Genomic DNA, 11803 nt, shown 5'->3' with positions numbered 1-11803 from the left:
GAACCGCCTCCGTCACCGCCCCACCCCTTCCACCACGCACGAGAGGCCTCCGAATCATGCGCCGTTACGTTCTCACCGGCACGCCGGGCGCGGGCAAGACGTCGATCCTGCACGGCCTCGCCGACCTCGGACACGCGGTCGTCGAGGAGGCGGCGACCGCGGTCATCGCAGAGGCCCAGGCCCGCGGCGAGGACGAGCCGTGGACTCGGGCATCCTTCATCGAGGAGATCGTCGAGCTGCAGCGGCGGCGGCAGTTGGCAGCCGCCGCGGCCAACTCCGTCCAGGTGTACGACCGTTCGCCGGTGTGCGCCCATGCCCTCGCCCGGTACCTGGGGCGGCCGGTGCCGGCGTCGCTGACCGCGGAGATCGAACGGATCACGGCCGAGGGGATCTACGAGCCTCAGGTGTTCTTCGTCCGCAACCTGGGCTTCTGTGAACCCACCAGTGCCCGCCGGATCAGCTTCGCGGAGTCGCTGGAGTTCGAGAAGGTCCACGAAGAGAGCTACCACGCCTTCGGCTACGAGCTCATCGACATCCCCGCCGCCGATCTGGCGCGCCGCGTCGCCACGGTCAGCGCGGCGATCTCGAGCCACGGCCCGTGAAGGCGCCGGTCTCGACGAAGTGCTCCACGTCGTCCGACGTGGGCCGGAGGACTCCGTCACGTACACACAGGGCCGTGGCCTCGGCCCGCGAGGCGCAGCCGGTCTTGCGCAGGAGGTGCTCGATATGACTGTGCACGGTCCGCGGTGACAGGAACAGCGCCTGGGCGATGGCCTGGTTCGTCTGGCCCCTCGCGGCCCGGGTGAGCACCTCCAGTTCGCGCGGACTCAGACCGTACGGCAGTTCCGTGGACGTCCCGGAGACCAGGACCGCCTGCCGTTCGCGACGGACCCTCGCGGGCAGCGGCCTGAACACCGCACGGCGGCACCCGCTCCTCGTCGTCCTGATCGTCATGGTGCTGGTCTTCCAGCTCACCACCGGCAGTTTCCTCGACGCGGGCAACCTGCGCGGGATCGCCACCGACGCGGCCACCCTCGCCATCGTGGCCGTACCTCTCGCGCTGCTCGTCGTCAGCGGCTACCTCGACCTGTCCGTCGGCTCCACCCTCGCCCTGGGCGGGCTCGTGGGAGGCTGGCTCGCCGGTCAGCACCACCAGTCACCGGTCGTCGCCCTGCTCGGTGCGCTGGCCGTGGGCGCGGCGGTGGGTGCGGTGAACGGCATCCTGTGCTGCTACCTGGGCCTGTCGGCGTTCATCGTGACGCTCGGCATGCTCACCGCGGTGCGCGGACTGGCCCAGCAGCTCTTCCCGCTGCCGCTGAGCAGCTTCGGGAGCGGGTTCGCCTGGCTCGGCGGATCACGGATCGCCGGGATCGACGCGCCGGTCGTCCTCGCCGGGCTCGTGCTGGTGGCGGGCGCGTTGTTCCTGGCGGTCACCCCGGGCGGGCGGCATGTCTTCGCCATCGGGGTCAACCGGGAGGCCGCCTACCTCTCCGGGATCGATGTCCGCCGGATGCCGTTCGCGTTGTTCGTCGTCACCGGGGGCGCCGCGGCCCTTGCCGGGGCCATCAAGGCATCGGTCCTGGACAGTGCGGTCGCCGGCACCTCCGGCGCCGGATTCGAACTGACGGTGCTCACCGCCGTGTTGCTCGGCGGAGTCGTGCTCACCGGCGGATCGGGCTCCATTTTCGGCGTACTCCTCGGCGTGCTCTTCCTCGGCAGCCTGCAGAACGGGCTGACCCTGTTGAACGTGCCGACCTTCTGGCAGCAGATGGCGCAGGGCACCGCCCTGGTGGCAGGCGCCGCCCTGGCCTGCTTCGGACCGCGGGCGACGCGGTGACACCCACCCCACATCTCCGAATCTCCGAGAGGAATCGCGTGAGCGACAGCACCCCCACCCTCATCCTGACGGACGGTCAAGTCATCACCGTCGACGGCGACTTCGCCGTGGCCGAAGGTGTGGCCGTACACGGGCGGGACATCGTGGCCGTCGGGAGCGACGCCGAGATGCGCGCCCTGGCCGGCCCCGGCACCCGGATCGTCGAACTCGGCGGCCGGACCGTCCTGCCCGGCATCAAGGACTCCCATCTGCACGGGGCGGCGTACGGGCTGACGAAGCCGTCGTTCGCCCTCGATGTCGGCCATCCGGCGGTCGGGTCGATCGCCGACATCGTCGCCGTGGTGGGGCAGGCGGTGGGCGAGGCCCGGCCCGGTGAGTGGATCGTCGGACTGGGCTGGGACCCGGGCTATCTCGCGGAGTGCCTCGCGGATCCGCGCCGCTTCCCGCACCGCCGGGACCTGGACGCGGTCGCGCCGGACAACCCGGTCTGTCTGACGGACTTCTCCTCGCACATGGTGTGGGTCAACAGCGAGGCACTGCGCGGCTGTCGCATCGACGCGCACAGCGTGGAACCGGCGGGCGGTGTCATCGACCGCGACCCGAACGGTGAGCCCACCGGCGTCCTGCGCGAGACGGCCCAGCGGCTCGTCCAGGCCGAGCTGCCCAGCCCCACCGTGGCCCAGCGCCGCGAGGCCATCACGGGCGTGATCCGTGAACTCCACACCCGCGGCATCACCAGCTACACCGAGCCCGGCCTCGGCGCCGGCGGCACGACCTCGCTGTTCGGCGGACTGAGCACCGACAACTGGACGGCGTACGCCCAACTCGCCGAGGAGAACGCCCTGGACGCCCGGATCAGTGTCCTCCTGCTGCCCGCCCCCATGGGCGGCTCCGCCGACGACGTACGCAAGGGACTGGCCGAACTGCGACACCCCGCCTCCGCGGACGAGCGGCTCCTGCGGGCGATCGGCGTCAAGATCTTCGCCGACGGGGTCCCGCCGAACCGTACGGCCTGGATGACCGAGCCCTACGCGGACGGTGGCCACGGCGCCCTGTGCGTGCACGGCGACACCCCCGCCCTCCAGGCCGGCGAACTACGCGAGATGATCCTGGTCGCGCACGAGGCCGGCTACCAGCTCGGCGTGCACGTCACCGGCGACCGGGCCATCGACGAGGTCGTCGACGCCTTCGTCGCCGCGCACGAGGCGGCGCCCCGCCCGGAGGCGCGGCACTACGTCATCCACGGTGACTTCGTCGGCCCCGCGAGCCTCGCCAAGCTCGCCGCGCGCGGCTACGGCGTCAACATGAACCCCGGCATCAAGTGGACCGTCTCCGACCTGATGGACGAGGTTGTCGGTCCCGAACGTTCCGCCTACCAGTGGCCCGTGCGCTCCGCCCTCGAAGCCGGGGTCACGGTCTGCGCCAGCTCCGACGCACCGATCACGGAACCCGACTGGCGTCAGGGGGTCGCCGCGATGATGCTCCGGGAGTCCAAGGCCAGCGGCCGGGCCAGCGGCCCCGAGCAGTGCGTACCGCTCCCCGACGCCCTGCGCGCGTACACGATCAACCCGGCCCGCCAGGACTTCGCCGAGGACTGGAAGGGGTCGATCGAGGTCGGCAAGGTCGCCGACCTGTGCGTCCTGGACCGGCCGCTGCTGGATCTGGACCCGCACGACATCACGGACGTACAGGTGGACCTGACGGTGTTCGACGGGCGCGTGGTCCACGAGCGGGGTGTGCGATGAGCGCCGCGCCCCGCATGCTGCTCGTCCCCAGCGAGAACTGGACCCTCACCGGTGGCCGGGCCGACCTGCCCGCCGCCGTCCGCTGGGCCCGGGAGGCCGAGGACGCCGGCTTCGACGCGGTCATGGTCAGCGAACACATCGTGCTCGGCCCGGACGCGGCCGCCGACGGGATCATGGGCAACCCACGCGACTACGCACTCCCGGGCAACCAGGACCCGTACACCCCCTGGCCCAACTCCCTGCTCCTGCTGTCCGCCATCGCCTCCGTCACCGAGCGCCTGCGGCTGGCCGCCGCGGCCGTCCTCGCACCGCTGCGCCATCCCCTGCTGATGGCAAGGGAGTTGGGCACCCTCGACCTGATCAGCGAGGGGCGGCTGCTGGTGCAGCCGACGGTCAGCTGGAGCAAGGACGAGTACGACGCGCTCGGTGTCCCCTTCGGCCGCCGCGGGCGTCTGCTGGACGAACACCTGGAGGTGTGGGCGAAGGCGTGGGGTCCGTCCCCGATCTCCCACGAGAGCGAGCACTACCCCTTCCGGGACGTCTACTTCGAACCCAAGGCCCACCGCCCCGACGGCCCCCGCCTGTGGTTCGGCGGACAGCGTCTGCACGGCCCCGTCCTGCGCAGACTCGTCGAGTACGGTCACGGCTTCCATCCGCTGGGCCGCCCCGCCCCGCAGGACTTGCGGGCCCTCGAGGAGGCCATGACCGCGGCCGGCCGGGACGCCGCCGACCTGGAGATGATCGGCGGCACCCAGGCCGTGTTCCCCGACGATCGGTCTCCGGCGGACCTGGGCGCAGCTCTCGCGTCGATCCCGGAACAGCTGGAGGCGGGGTTCACGACCTTCTGCGTCAAGCCGAACCAGTTCATCGACGACGGGGGAGGAGTGGGAGCTTTCTGCCGCGACGTGATGCGCCGGGTGGAGGCCTTTACGAGGTGAGGGGGTGTCCTATGTTCTCCAGGTGGATTAGTTTTCCGTATGCCCTCACTGCGTCTGGCCCAGGCGCAGGTGGCCGGCGGCGGCCGGGCGCACGTCTACGACCTCACCTGGTCGGCCCCCGCGAACGGCGGCGCACTCGGCGCCTGTCACGGGCTGGACGTACCCCTGACCTTCGGCGTGTTCGACGGTAACGGTCTCGGCACCATGCTGATCGGACCCACCCCCTCGCCCGAGACCCTCTCCACCCACATCCGGTCTTCCTGGACCGCGTTCGCCACGACGGGCGACCCGGGCTGGCCCGCCTACGATCCCGACCATCGCCTCGTCCGGCTCCTCGACACCGAACCCACGGTCGCCGCCTACCCGGAGGAGGCCTCACGCCGGCTGTGGGAGGGGCACACCTTCACCGCGCTGCCCCTGACGACGGCATAGCCCCACCCGGCGTGCGTCACAGGCGTGCCGCGTGATCGGGGACATAGGTCTGCAGATCGCGCGGCGTGCGCTGATAGCCGGTCGATCCCGGGCGGTCGGGCAGCTCCAGCACCGGCGGTGGCACCTCGTCGTAGGGCACCGAGCTCAGCAGATGGGCGATCGTGTTGAGCCGGGCACGGCGCTTGTCGTCGCTCTCCACCACGTACCACGGGGACTCGGTGATGTCGGTGTGCACCAGCATGTCGTCCTTGGCCCGCGAGTACGCCTCCCAGCGGGTGATCGACTCCAGGTCCATCGGAGACAGCTTCCAGCGCCGCAGCGGATCCTCCAGCCGGCGTCGGAAGCGTTCCTGCTGCTCGGTGTCGCTCACCGAGAACCAGTACTTGCGCAGCAGGATGCCGTCCTCCACGAGCATCCGCTCGAAGACGGGGCACTGGCGCAGGAAGAGCTGGTGCTCCTCCTTGGTGCAGAAGCCCATCACGTGCTCGACCCCGGCCCGGTTGTACCAGGACCGGTCGAACAGCACGATCTCGCCGGCGGCCGGCAGATGCTCGACGTAGCGCTGGAAGTACCACTGACCGCGCTCGCGCTCGGTCGGCTTGGGCAGTGCCGCGATCCGTGCCACGCGCGGGTTGAGATGCTCGGAGACCCGTTGGATGGTGCCGCCCTTGCCCGCCGCGTCCCGCCCCTCGAAGACGACGACCAGCCGGGTCCCCGTGGCCCGCACCCACTCCTGCAGCTTCACCAACTCCGTCTGCAGGCGCAGCAGTTCCTTCTCGTACACCTTGCGCGGCAGTTTCTCCGCCTTCTCGCCGACCATGCCAGCACCGTACTGTCCGGGCGGTGACCGCGCATCGTGGACGGAGCCTTGTCCAGAGTACTGACAGTGCGAAGTGTGGCGTGTAGATTGCGGCCGTCGCGAAAATGCACAAATAAGCCGGGCTGGTCGAGCCGCACCAGGACAGCCGTGGTCTCTTCCCCCACCCCTTCCCCCAGGAGGAGCCCATGCGAAGGCGCATACTCGGGTTCGGTGCAGCGCTGATCACTCTCGTCGCCGTGGCCGGATGCGGATCCTCGGACTCGGGCAGCAGCGACTCGTCATCCTCGGGAGGTGGCAAGACCACGACGGTCAAGGTCGGCATCATTCCGATCGTCGACGTCGCCCCGCTCTATCTGGGGCAGGAGAAGGGCTTCTTCAGCAGCCGTGGCATCAAGCTGGAGATGGTCCCCGCCCAGGGCGGCGCCGCGATCGTCCCCGGTGTGGTGAGCGGGCAGTTCAAGTTCGGGTTCAGCAACACGACCTCGCTGATGGTCGCCCAGGTCAAGGGCGTTCCGGTCAAGTCCGTGGTCAACGGGGCGGCCTCCAACGGCAAGGTCGGCGGCGACGTCACCGCCGTGATGGTGAAGAAGGACAGCCCCCTCAAGACGGCCAAGGACCTCGCCGGACGGACGGTGGCCGTGAACACCCTGCAGAACATCGGCGACACCACGGTGCGCGAGTCGGTGCGCCAGGCCGGCGGTGACCCCTCCAAGGTCAAGTTCGTCGAGATCCCGTTCGACCAGATGCCCGCCGCCGTGGACGACGGCCGGGTGGACGCCGCCTGGATGGGCGAACCCGCGCAGACGGTCGCCAAGGCGCAGGGCGCCCGCGTCGTGGCCTCACCGTTCGCCGAGACGGACCCCAAGCTCACCGTGGCGACGTACTTCACCTCGGCACAGTTCGCGCAGCAGAACCCGGACCTGGTGAAGAAGTTCACCGAAGCCATGACGGAGTCGCTCGAGTACGCCTCCGCCCACCCCGACGAGGCCCGCCAGATCCTCACGACCTACACCAAGATCAGCGGCGATGTCCTGAAGAACCTCATCCTCCCCAGTTGGCCGGCCGAGGTCGACATGGCCTCCCTGGAGAAGCTGGCCGCGCTCAGCGAGAAGGACGGCCTGTTCGGCGACAAGAAGCCCGACCTGAACACCCTGTTCTCATGACCGAGCCGTGTCGTCGTCCTGGGGGCGAGGCGTGACGATCTCGCCCTGAATCACCTCGGGGTCCGCTCGTTCCTCGGTCGGGCCGTCGTCCACGGCATCCTTCTCCGCCTTGAGGATGCGCGCCGACTTGCCCGCCGAGCGGGTCAGTTCGGGGAGCTTCTTCGCCGCCAGGACGGCGATGACGACGAGGAGAAGGATGACGAGCTCGCTCAGTCCGAACATGAGGATCCCTCCGGATCAGACGGTGTCGCCGAGTCGGAGGCGATCTCGGCCAGGCGGGCAGCGTACCCCTGTCCGACCGCGCGGAGCCGCCCGGTGTCCTTACCATGGACCGCCTGTGAAGTGCGTGGCAGCGGAAGGGAGACAGGACGTGACGGATCACCGAAGGCCCCGGCGACGGGGGCAGGGCGAGCTGGAGGCGCAGGTTCTGTCGGTCCTGCGCGAGGCCGACGGTCCGGCGACGGCGGGCTGGGTGCGGGAGCGGCTCGGCGCGGGCCTCGCCTATACGACGGTGATCACGATCTTGACCCGGCTGCTGGCCAAGGCCGCGGTGACCCGGGAGCGCTCGGGCCGGTCCTTCGTCTGGACTCCGGTGTCGGACCAGGCCGGGCTGGCGGCCCACAAGATGCGCAAGCTGCTGGACGGCGAGAGCGACCGCGAGGCGGTCCTCGCCAGCTTCGTCACCTCGCTCGATCCGGACGACGAGAAGCTTCTGCGCGACCTGCTGGGGCAGATGGAGGGCGAAAGCGACGCGGGCGAAGAGGCCGAGGGCGAAAGGGAACACTGACTTCTCATGGGGGTGTTCGTCTTCCTTCCGCTGGTGCTGCCCTTGACGGCCTGGCCGATCGCGCGGCTCGCCGAACAGCGTCTGCATCCACGCATCGCCACCCGCCTGCTGACGGGCGTGGCCGGAGTGATGGCGCTGTGCAGCACGGTCTGTCTGGGGCTGCTGATGGTGGTCGGCACGGCGCAGCTGCCGGGCAACCCCCTGCCCGACGGCTGGTCGGACCCCGAGGTGCGCGAGGCCGTCCCCTACGACGAGGTGGCCGGCAAGGCGGCCATCCCGGCCCTGATGGCCGTCGCGGTGCTGTGCGGGCGGGCGCTGTGGCGGCACGCGCAGGTACGGCGTCGCGCCCACCGGGCGCTGGCCGGCCTGCCCGGCACGGAGGTCGTGATCCTGCCCGACGACGCGCCGTACGCGTACGCCCTGCCCGGCGGGACCCGTGGCCGCATCGTGGTGACCACGGCCCTGCTGTCCGCTCTCCGGCCCGCCGAGCGGCGCGCCCTGTTCGCCCATGAGCGGGTGCATCTGGCCGCCCGTCACCACCGGTTCCTGCTCGTCGCCCAGCTGGCGGCGCGCGCCAACCCCTTTCTGCGTCCGCTGCGTACGGCGGTCGTGTACACGACGGAGCGCTGGGCGGACGAGGAGGCGGCCCGCGTCGTCGGCGACCGCCACACCGTGGCACGCGCGATCGGCAGGGCGGCGCTGGTCTCCCGCGGCACTCCCGTGCCGACGCTCGCGGGCTTCGCCCTGCCCGGCCCGGTGCCCCGGCGGGTGGCGGCCCTGCTGGCGCCCGCTCCCGGCGGTCGCGGCTGGCCCTCGATGTTCACCGCGGTCGGTATGGCGGCCTGGGCGGCCGCCGCGGGTACGGCGCTCTCCGCGCTGTCGTCCGCCAACTCCGCGGTGACGATGATCGTCATCCTGCGCGCGGCGACGCCGTTGTGACGGCGCCGCCGTGTGTGCCGTCCTCGCTCAGAGGTCGAACTCGTGCGGCGGCAGGTCGAGTGCGAAACACGCCTCGCGTACGACGGTCTGCTCGCTCTTGTCGAAGTCGCCGTCGGCCCCGCCGATGACGATGCCGATCTGAACCACGGCACGCGCCTCGGCGGGCTTCTTCTTGGCCTTGCCGATCTCCTGGAGCACGCTCACCTTGCCGAAGGCGAAGTCGGCGGTCAGCTTGTTGATGTTGTCGTCGAAGCGGCGCTGGAGGTCCATGGCGTCGAAGTTCTGCAGCACCTCGTTGGTGGCGATCAGCTGGGCCACCCGCTGCCGCTCGGAGGGATCGACCGTGCCTCCCCCACTGCCTAAAGGGCGTGGGAGGTACCCCCAGCGGCGGCGACCAGCGCGCACATGGCCATGCTCGCGTCGCGGAAGGCGCCGCTCTTGAGGTCGTTCTCCTTCGCCACGAGCTGGGTCTGCATCGTCGACGCGGACTCCTTGAACCGGTCCCACAGGGCCATGACTACTCCAAAAGGTCGGTCGGGGCCCGACCCGCTCCGACGGCGATTCGGCACCCCTTAATATCTACAGCAACGTAGAAACTAGCGGCCGAGCTGATAAGTTCCGCCGATCCGGAAGGAACTCCACTCCCGCCGCGTTCGTTCACGCACCGCACACCGACTGAAGGAGCAAGACGTGTCCGCCACCATGACGGACTCCCCGGGGCACCGTCCCCGACCACCCCGCCAGGTCCTTCCTGAGCACGGCACGCGACGGGGCGCCCACTCTCGATCGACACGCCGATGAGTGTCGTGAACGCCCTGCTCGGCCTGCTGGCCGTCTTCGTCCTCACCGCCGGCACCGGCTACTTCGTGGCCCAGGAGTTCGCCTACGTCTCCGCGGACCGGCTCGCCCTCGCCCGTGAGGCCGAGGCGGGCGACCGGAAGGCCGCCCGCGCCCTGACGGTGCTGGAGCGGCTGTCGTTCATGCTGTCCGGCGCCCAGCTCGGCATCACCGTCACCGGCCTGATCGTCGGCTTCATCGCCGAGCCGTCCGTCTCCGCACTGCTCGAGCCCGCGCTGACCGGCATCGGCATCCCCGAGGGCGCCGTCGGCGGCATCTCCGTCGTCCTCGCCTTCGTCCTGGCCACCGTCGTCCAGATGGTGCTGGGCGAGCTCGCCCCCAAGAACCTCGCCATCGCCGTCCCGGAGCGCCTGGCCAAGTCCCTGGCCGCCTCCACCCTGGCGTACCTCAAGGTCGTCGGCCCCCTCGTGCGGATCTTCGACGGCGCCGCCAACCGGCTGCTGCGCAAGGCCGGCATCGAACCCGTCGAGGAACTCCACCACGGCGCCACCCTGGAGGAACTCGGCCACCTCATCGGCGAGTCCCACGAACAGGGCGAACTGCCCAAGGAGACCGCCGAACTCATCGACCACGCCCTGGAGTTCTCCGAGCGCACCCTCGACGAGGTGATGGTCCCGCGCGTGGACGCCGTCTTCGTCCGCAAGGACGCCACCGCCGCCGAGGCCGTCGACCTGATCGCCAAGCACGGCCACTCCACCTACCCCGTCCTCGGCGACCACCCCGATGACGTCCCCGGCGTCGTCGGCGTACGCGAGCTGATGCGCCTGCCCGCCGCGACCCTGGCCACCACCACCGCGGGGGCGGTGGCCCGCCGTCCGCTGCTGCTGCCCGACACCCTCCCGCTGCCGGACGCCGTCGAGCAGATGCGCGAGCGGGACGACGAGTTCGCGGTCGTCCTGGACGAGCACGGCGGTCTCGCCGGCATCGTCACCTACGAGGACATCGCGGAGGAACTGGTCGGAGACATCGCCGACGAGACCGACACCGTCATCGAGGTCGCCGTCCCCGACGGCGAGGGCTGGCTGGTGGACGCCGGCCGCCGCCTCGACGAGATCGCCGACGCCACCGGCATCGAACTGCCCGAGGAGGACGACTACGACACCGTGGCCGGTCTGATCGTGGACCGCCTGGGCCGCTTCCCGGCCATCGGCGACCGGCTCACCGTCGAACTCCTCGACGGAGGACGCGCGTTGATCGACGTACGCACGCTCGACCGGCACGTGCCGGACCGAGCCCGGATCCAGAGGGTGGAGGAGGAGCAGGCATGAGCTTCCCGATGGCGCTCTTCGTCACCGTGCTGCTGCTGATCGGCAGCGGATTCTTCGTCGCCGCCGAGTTCGCCCTGGTCGCCGCCAAACGGCACCGCATGGAGAAGGCCGTCGCGCAGGGGCAGCGCGGCGCCAAGGCGGCCCTGGCCGGCATGCGGGAGCTGTCGCTGATGCTGGCCGGCGCCCAACTCGGCATCACCGTCTGCACCCTGGGCCTGGGCTCGGTCTCCAAGCCGGCCATCTCCCACGAACTCGACCCGCTCCTGCACGACCTGGGCCTGCCCAGTGCCCTCAGCTACGGCATCGCGTTCGTCTTCGCGATGGTCGTCGTGGTGTTCCTGCACATGGTGCTCGGCGAGATGGCCCCCAAGTCCTGGGCCATCGCCCACCCCGAACGCTCCGCGATGCTCCTCGCCCCGCCCTTCCGCGCCGTGGTGAAGGCGGTACGCCCGCTGATCGCGGTGCTCAACCGGATGAGCAACGCGCTCGTACGGCTGTGCCGGGTCACCCCGCGCGACGAACTCGCCTCGGTCCACAACCGGGAACAACTCACCCACCTGGTCGAGGAGTCCGAACGCCTCGGTCTGATCAGCGAGAGCGACTCGGAGCTGCTCACCCGCTCGCTCGTCGAGCCCGAGACGCCCGTCGGAGAACTCCAGATCCCGGCCGGGGAGATCACCTCGGTCGACGGTGACGCGGGCATCGACGACATCCTGCGCCTGGCCACCGACCATGACCGCACGCGCCTGCTGGTACGGGACGCGGGCGCCGTCCTCGGTTCCGTCCATGCCCGCGACGCCTTGGTGGCCCGGGCCCGATCCAGGGTCGCCGACGCCCGCGCTCTGGCCAGACCCGTACCGGAGGTGACGCAGGAGACCACGGTCGCGGACGCGATCGAGCTCCTGCGCCGCAACCGTGCCTCCCTGGCGGTCGTCCGGGACGAGACGGGCAGCCTCACGGGCATGGTGACCCTGGACGACCTGCTGGCCCGCTATCTGCAGCCGGCGTGAGTGCGG

12 protein-coding genes and 2 pseudogenes are annotated in these 11803 nt (G+C 70.6%); 10 read left to right on the top strand and 4 right to left on the bottom strand.

What is annotated here, in order from left to right; genetic code table 11:
* The first annotated feature begins 56 nt into the window (after nucleotides 1-56).
* Complete coding sequence (locus tag OHU89_RS05280) at nucleotides 57-602, top strand: ATP-binding protein (RefSeq protein WP_405640248.1); 546 nt, start codon at nucleotides 57-59, stop codon at nucleotides 600-602.
* Here OHU89_RS05280 and OHU89_RS05275 read toward each other — a convergent pair.
* On the bottom strand, nucleotides 571-975 hold the full coding sequence (locus OHU89_RS05275; protein ID WP_405640246.1) for a response regulator transcription factor: 405 nt from the start codon (nucleotides 973-975) through the stop codon (nucleotides 571-573). The two genes, OHU89_RS05280 and OHU89_RS05275, sit on opposite strands and share 32 nt — an antisense overlap.
* Between OHU89_RS05275 and OHU89_RS05270 the strand changes: the two genes are divergently transcribed.
* From OHU89_RS05270 to OHU89_RS05255, 4 genes and pseudogenes are all read left to right on the top strand, one after another.
* On the top strand, nucleotides 953-1837 hold the full coding sequence (locus tag OHU89_RS05270; RefSeq protein WP_405640244.1) for an ABC transporter permease: 885 nt from the start codon (nucleotides 953-955) through the stop codon (nucleotides 1835-1837). The genes OHU89_RS05275 and OHU89_RS05270 overlap by 23 nt on opposite strands.
* Nucleotides 1838-1875: 38 nt before the next feature.
* Entirely contained in the window at nucleotides 1876-3582 is a 1707-nt protein-coding gene (locus OHU89_RS05265; RefSeq protein ID WP_405640241.1) for an amidohydrolase, read from the top strand.
* Nucleotides 3579-4520 (top strand): LLM class flavin-dependent oxidoreductase, encoded by a 942-nt coding sequence (locus tag OHU89_RS05260; protein WP_405640239.1) that lies wholly within the window; start codon nucleotides 3579-3581, stop codon nucleotides 4518-4520. The genes OHU89_RS05265 and OHU89_RS05260 overlap by 4 nt, the downstream gene beginning before the upstream one ends.
* A gap of 30 nt (nucleotides 4521-4550) precedes the next feature.
* Nucleotides 4551-4952, top strand: a pseudogene (locus tag OHU89_RS05255) (carboxylesterase/lipase family protein); the annotation flags it as partial.
* A 16-nt stretch (nucleotides 4953-4968) separates the two neighbouring features.
* On the opposite strand, the gene ppk2 reads toward OHU89_RS05255, so the two are convergent.
* A complete protein-coding gene (gene ppk2 / locus OHU89_RS05250) occupies nucleotides 4969-5772 on the bottom strand; it encodes a polyphosphate kinase 2 (protein WP_405640237.1) in 804 nt (267 codons plus the stop codon).
* 185 nt (nucleotides 5773-5957) lie between these two features.
* Between ppk2 and OHU89_RS05245 the strand changes: the two genes are divergently transcribed.
* Complete coding sequence (locus tag OHU89_RS05245; RefSeq protein WP_405640235.1) at nucleotides 5958-6935, top strand: ABC transporter substrate-binding protein; 978 nt, start codon at nucleotides 5958-5960, stop codon at nucleotides 6933-6935.
* Here the strand turns inward: OHU89_RS05245 and OHU89_RS05240 are convergent.
* Nucleotides 6930-7157 carry a twin-arginine translocase TatA/TatE family subunit gene (locus OHU89_RS05240; RefSeq protein ID WP_405640233.1) on the bottom strand — a complete coding sequence of 76 codons (228 nt, stop codon included), beginning with the start codon at nucleotides 7155-7157 and terminating at the stop codon, nucleotides 6930-6932. The genes OHU89_RS05245 and OHU89_RS05240 overlap by 6 nt on opposite strands.
* A 148-nt stretch (nucleotides 7158-7305) precedes the next feature.
* On the opposite strand from OHU89_RS05240, the gene OHU89_RS05235 reads away from it, so the two are divergent.
* Together OHU89_RS05235 and OHU89_RS05230 are read left to right on the top strand one after the other, a co-directional pair.
* Nucleotides 7306-7722 (top strand): BlaI/MecI/CopY family transcriptional regulator, encoded by a 417-nt coding sequence (locus tag OHU89_RS05235; protein WP_405640231.1) that lies wholly within the window; start codon nucleotides 7306-7308, stop codon nucleotides 7720-7722.
* A gap of 6 nt (nucleotides 7723-7728) precedes the next feature.
* Entirely contained in the window at nucleotides 7729-8661 is a 933-nt protein-coding gene (locus OHU89_RS05230; RefSeq protein WP_405640229.1) for a M56 family metallopeptidase, read from the top strand.
* A gap of 27 nt (nucleotides 8662-8688) precedes the next feature.
* Here the strand turns inward: OHU89_RS05230 and OHU89_RS05225 are convergent.
* A pseudogene (locus OHU89_RS05225) lies at nucleotides 8689-9176 on the bottom strand (tellurite resistance TerB family protein).
* Between the two features lie 282 nt (nucleotides 9177-9458).
* On the opposite strand from OHU89_RS05225, the gene OHU89_RS05220 reads away from it, so the two are divergent.
* Together OHU89_RS05220 and OHU89_RS05215 are read left to right on the top strand one after the other, a co-directional pair.
* Entirely contained in the window at nucleotides 9459-10787 is a 1329-nt protein-coding gene (locus tag OHU89_RS05220; protein WP_266897164.1) for a hemolysin family protein, read from the top strand.
* Nucleotides 10784-11797, top strand: coding sequence for a hemolysin family protein (locus tag OHU89_RS05215; protein WP_405640227.1), 1014 nt, complete (start codon nucleotides 10784-10786; stop codon nucleotides 11795-11797). Before OHU89_RS05220 ends, OHU89_RS05215 begins: the two co-directional genes overlap by 4 nt.
* The last annotated feature ends 6 nt before the right edge of the window (nucleotides 11798-11803 follow it).

Source organism: Streptomyces sp. NBC_00019 (assembly GCF_045041015.1).
Classification (GTDB): Bacteria; Actinomycetota; Actinomycetes; order Streptomycetales; family Streptomycetaceae; genus Streptomyces.
Note: the sequence above shows the minus strand (reverse complement) of the source record. Positions and strands in the feature narration are given on the sequence as shown.

What these genes read in the sequence shown, in the direction of transcription:
- OHU89_RS05280 (WP_405640248.1), top strand. Translation starts at nt 57, where the DNA reads ATGCGCCGTTACGTTCTCACCGGCACGCCGGGCGCGGGCAAGACGTCG.
- OHU89_RS05270 (WP_405640244.1), top strand. Translation starts at nt 953, where the DNA reads ATGGTGCTGGTCTTCCAGCTCACCACCGGCAGTTTCCTCGACGCGGGC.
- OHU89_RS05260 (WP_405640239.1), top strand. Translation starts at nt 3,579, where the DNA reads ATGAGCGCCGCGCCCCGCATGCTGCTCGTCCCCAGCGAGAACTGGACC.
- ppk2 (WP_405640237.1), bottom strand. Translation starts at nt 5,772, where the DNA reads ATGGTCGGCGAGAAGGCGGAGAAACTGCCGCGCAAGGTGTACGAGAAG.
- OHU89_RS05245 (WP_405640235.1), top strand. Translation starts at nt 5,958, where the DNA reads ATGCGAAGGCGCATACTCGGGTTCGGTGCAGCGCTGATCACTCTCGTC.
- OHU89_RS05240 (WP_405640233.1), bottom strand. Translation starts at nt 7,157, where the DNA reads ATGTTCGGACTGAGCGAGCTCGTCATCCTTCTCCTCGTCGTCATCGCC.
- OHU89_RS05230 (WP_405640229.1), top strand. Translation starts at nt 7,729, where the DNA reads ATGGGGGTGTTCGTCTTCCTTCCGCTGGTGCTGCCCTTGACGGCCTGG.
- OHU89_RS05220 (WP_266897164.1), top strand. Translation starts at nt 9,459, where the DNA reads ATGAGTGTCGTGAACGCCCTGCTCGGCCTGCTGGCCGTCTTCGTCCTC.
- OHU89_RS05215 (WP_405640227.1), top strand. Translation starts at nt 10,784, where the DNA reads ATGAGCTTCCCGATGGCGCTCTTCGTCACCGTGCTGCTGCTGATCGGC.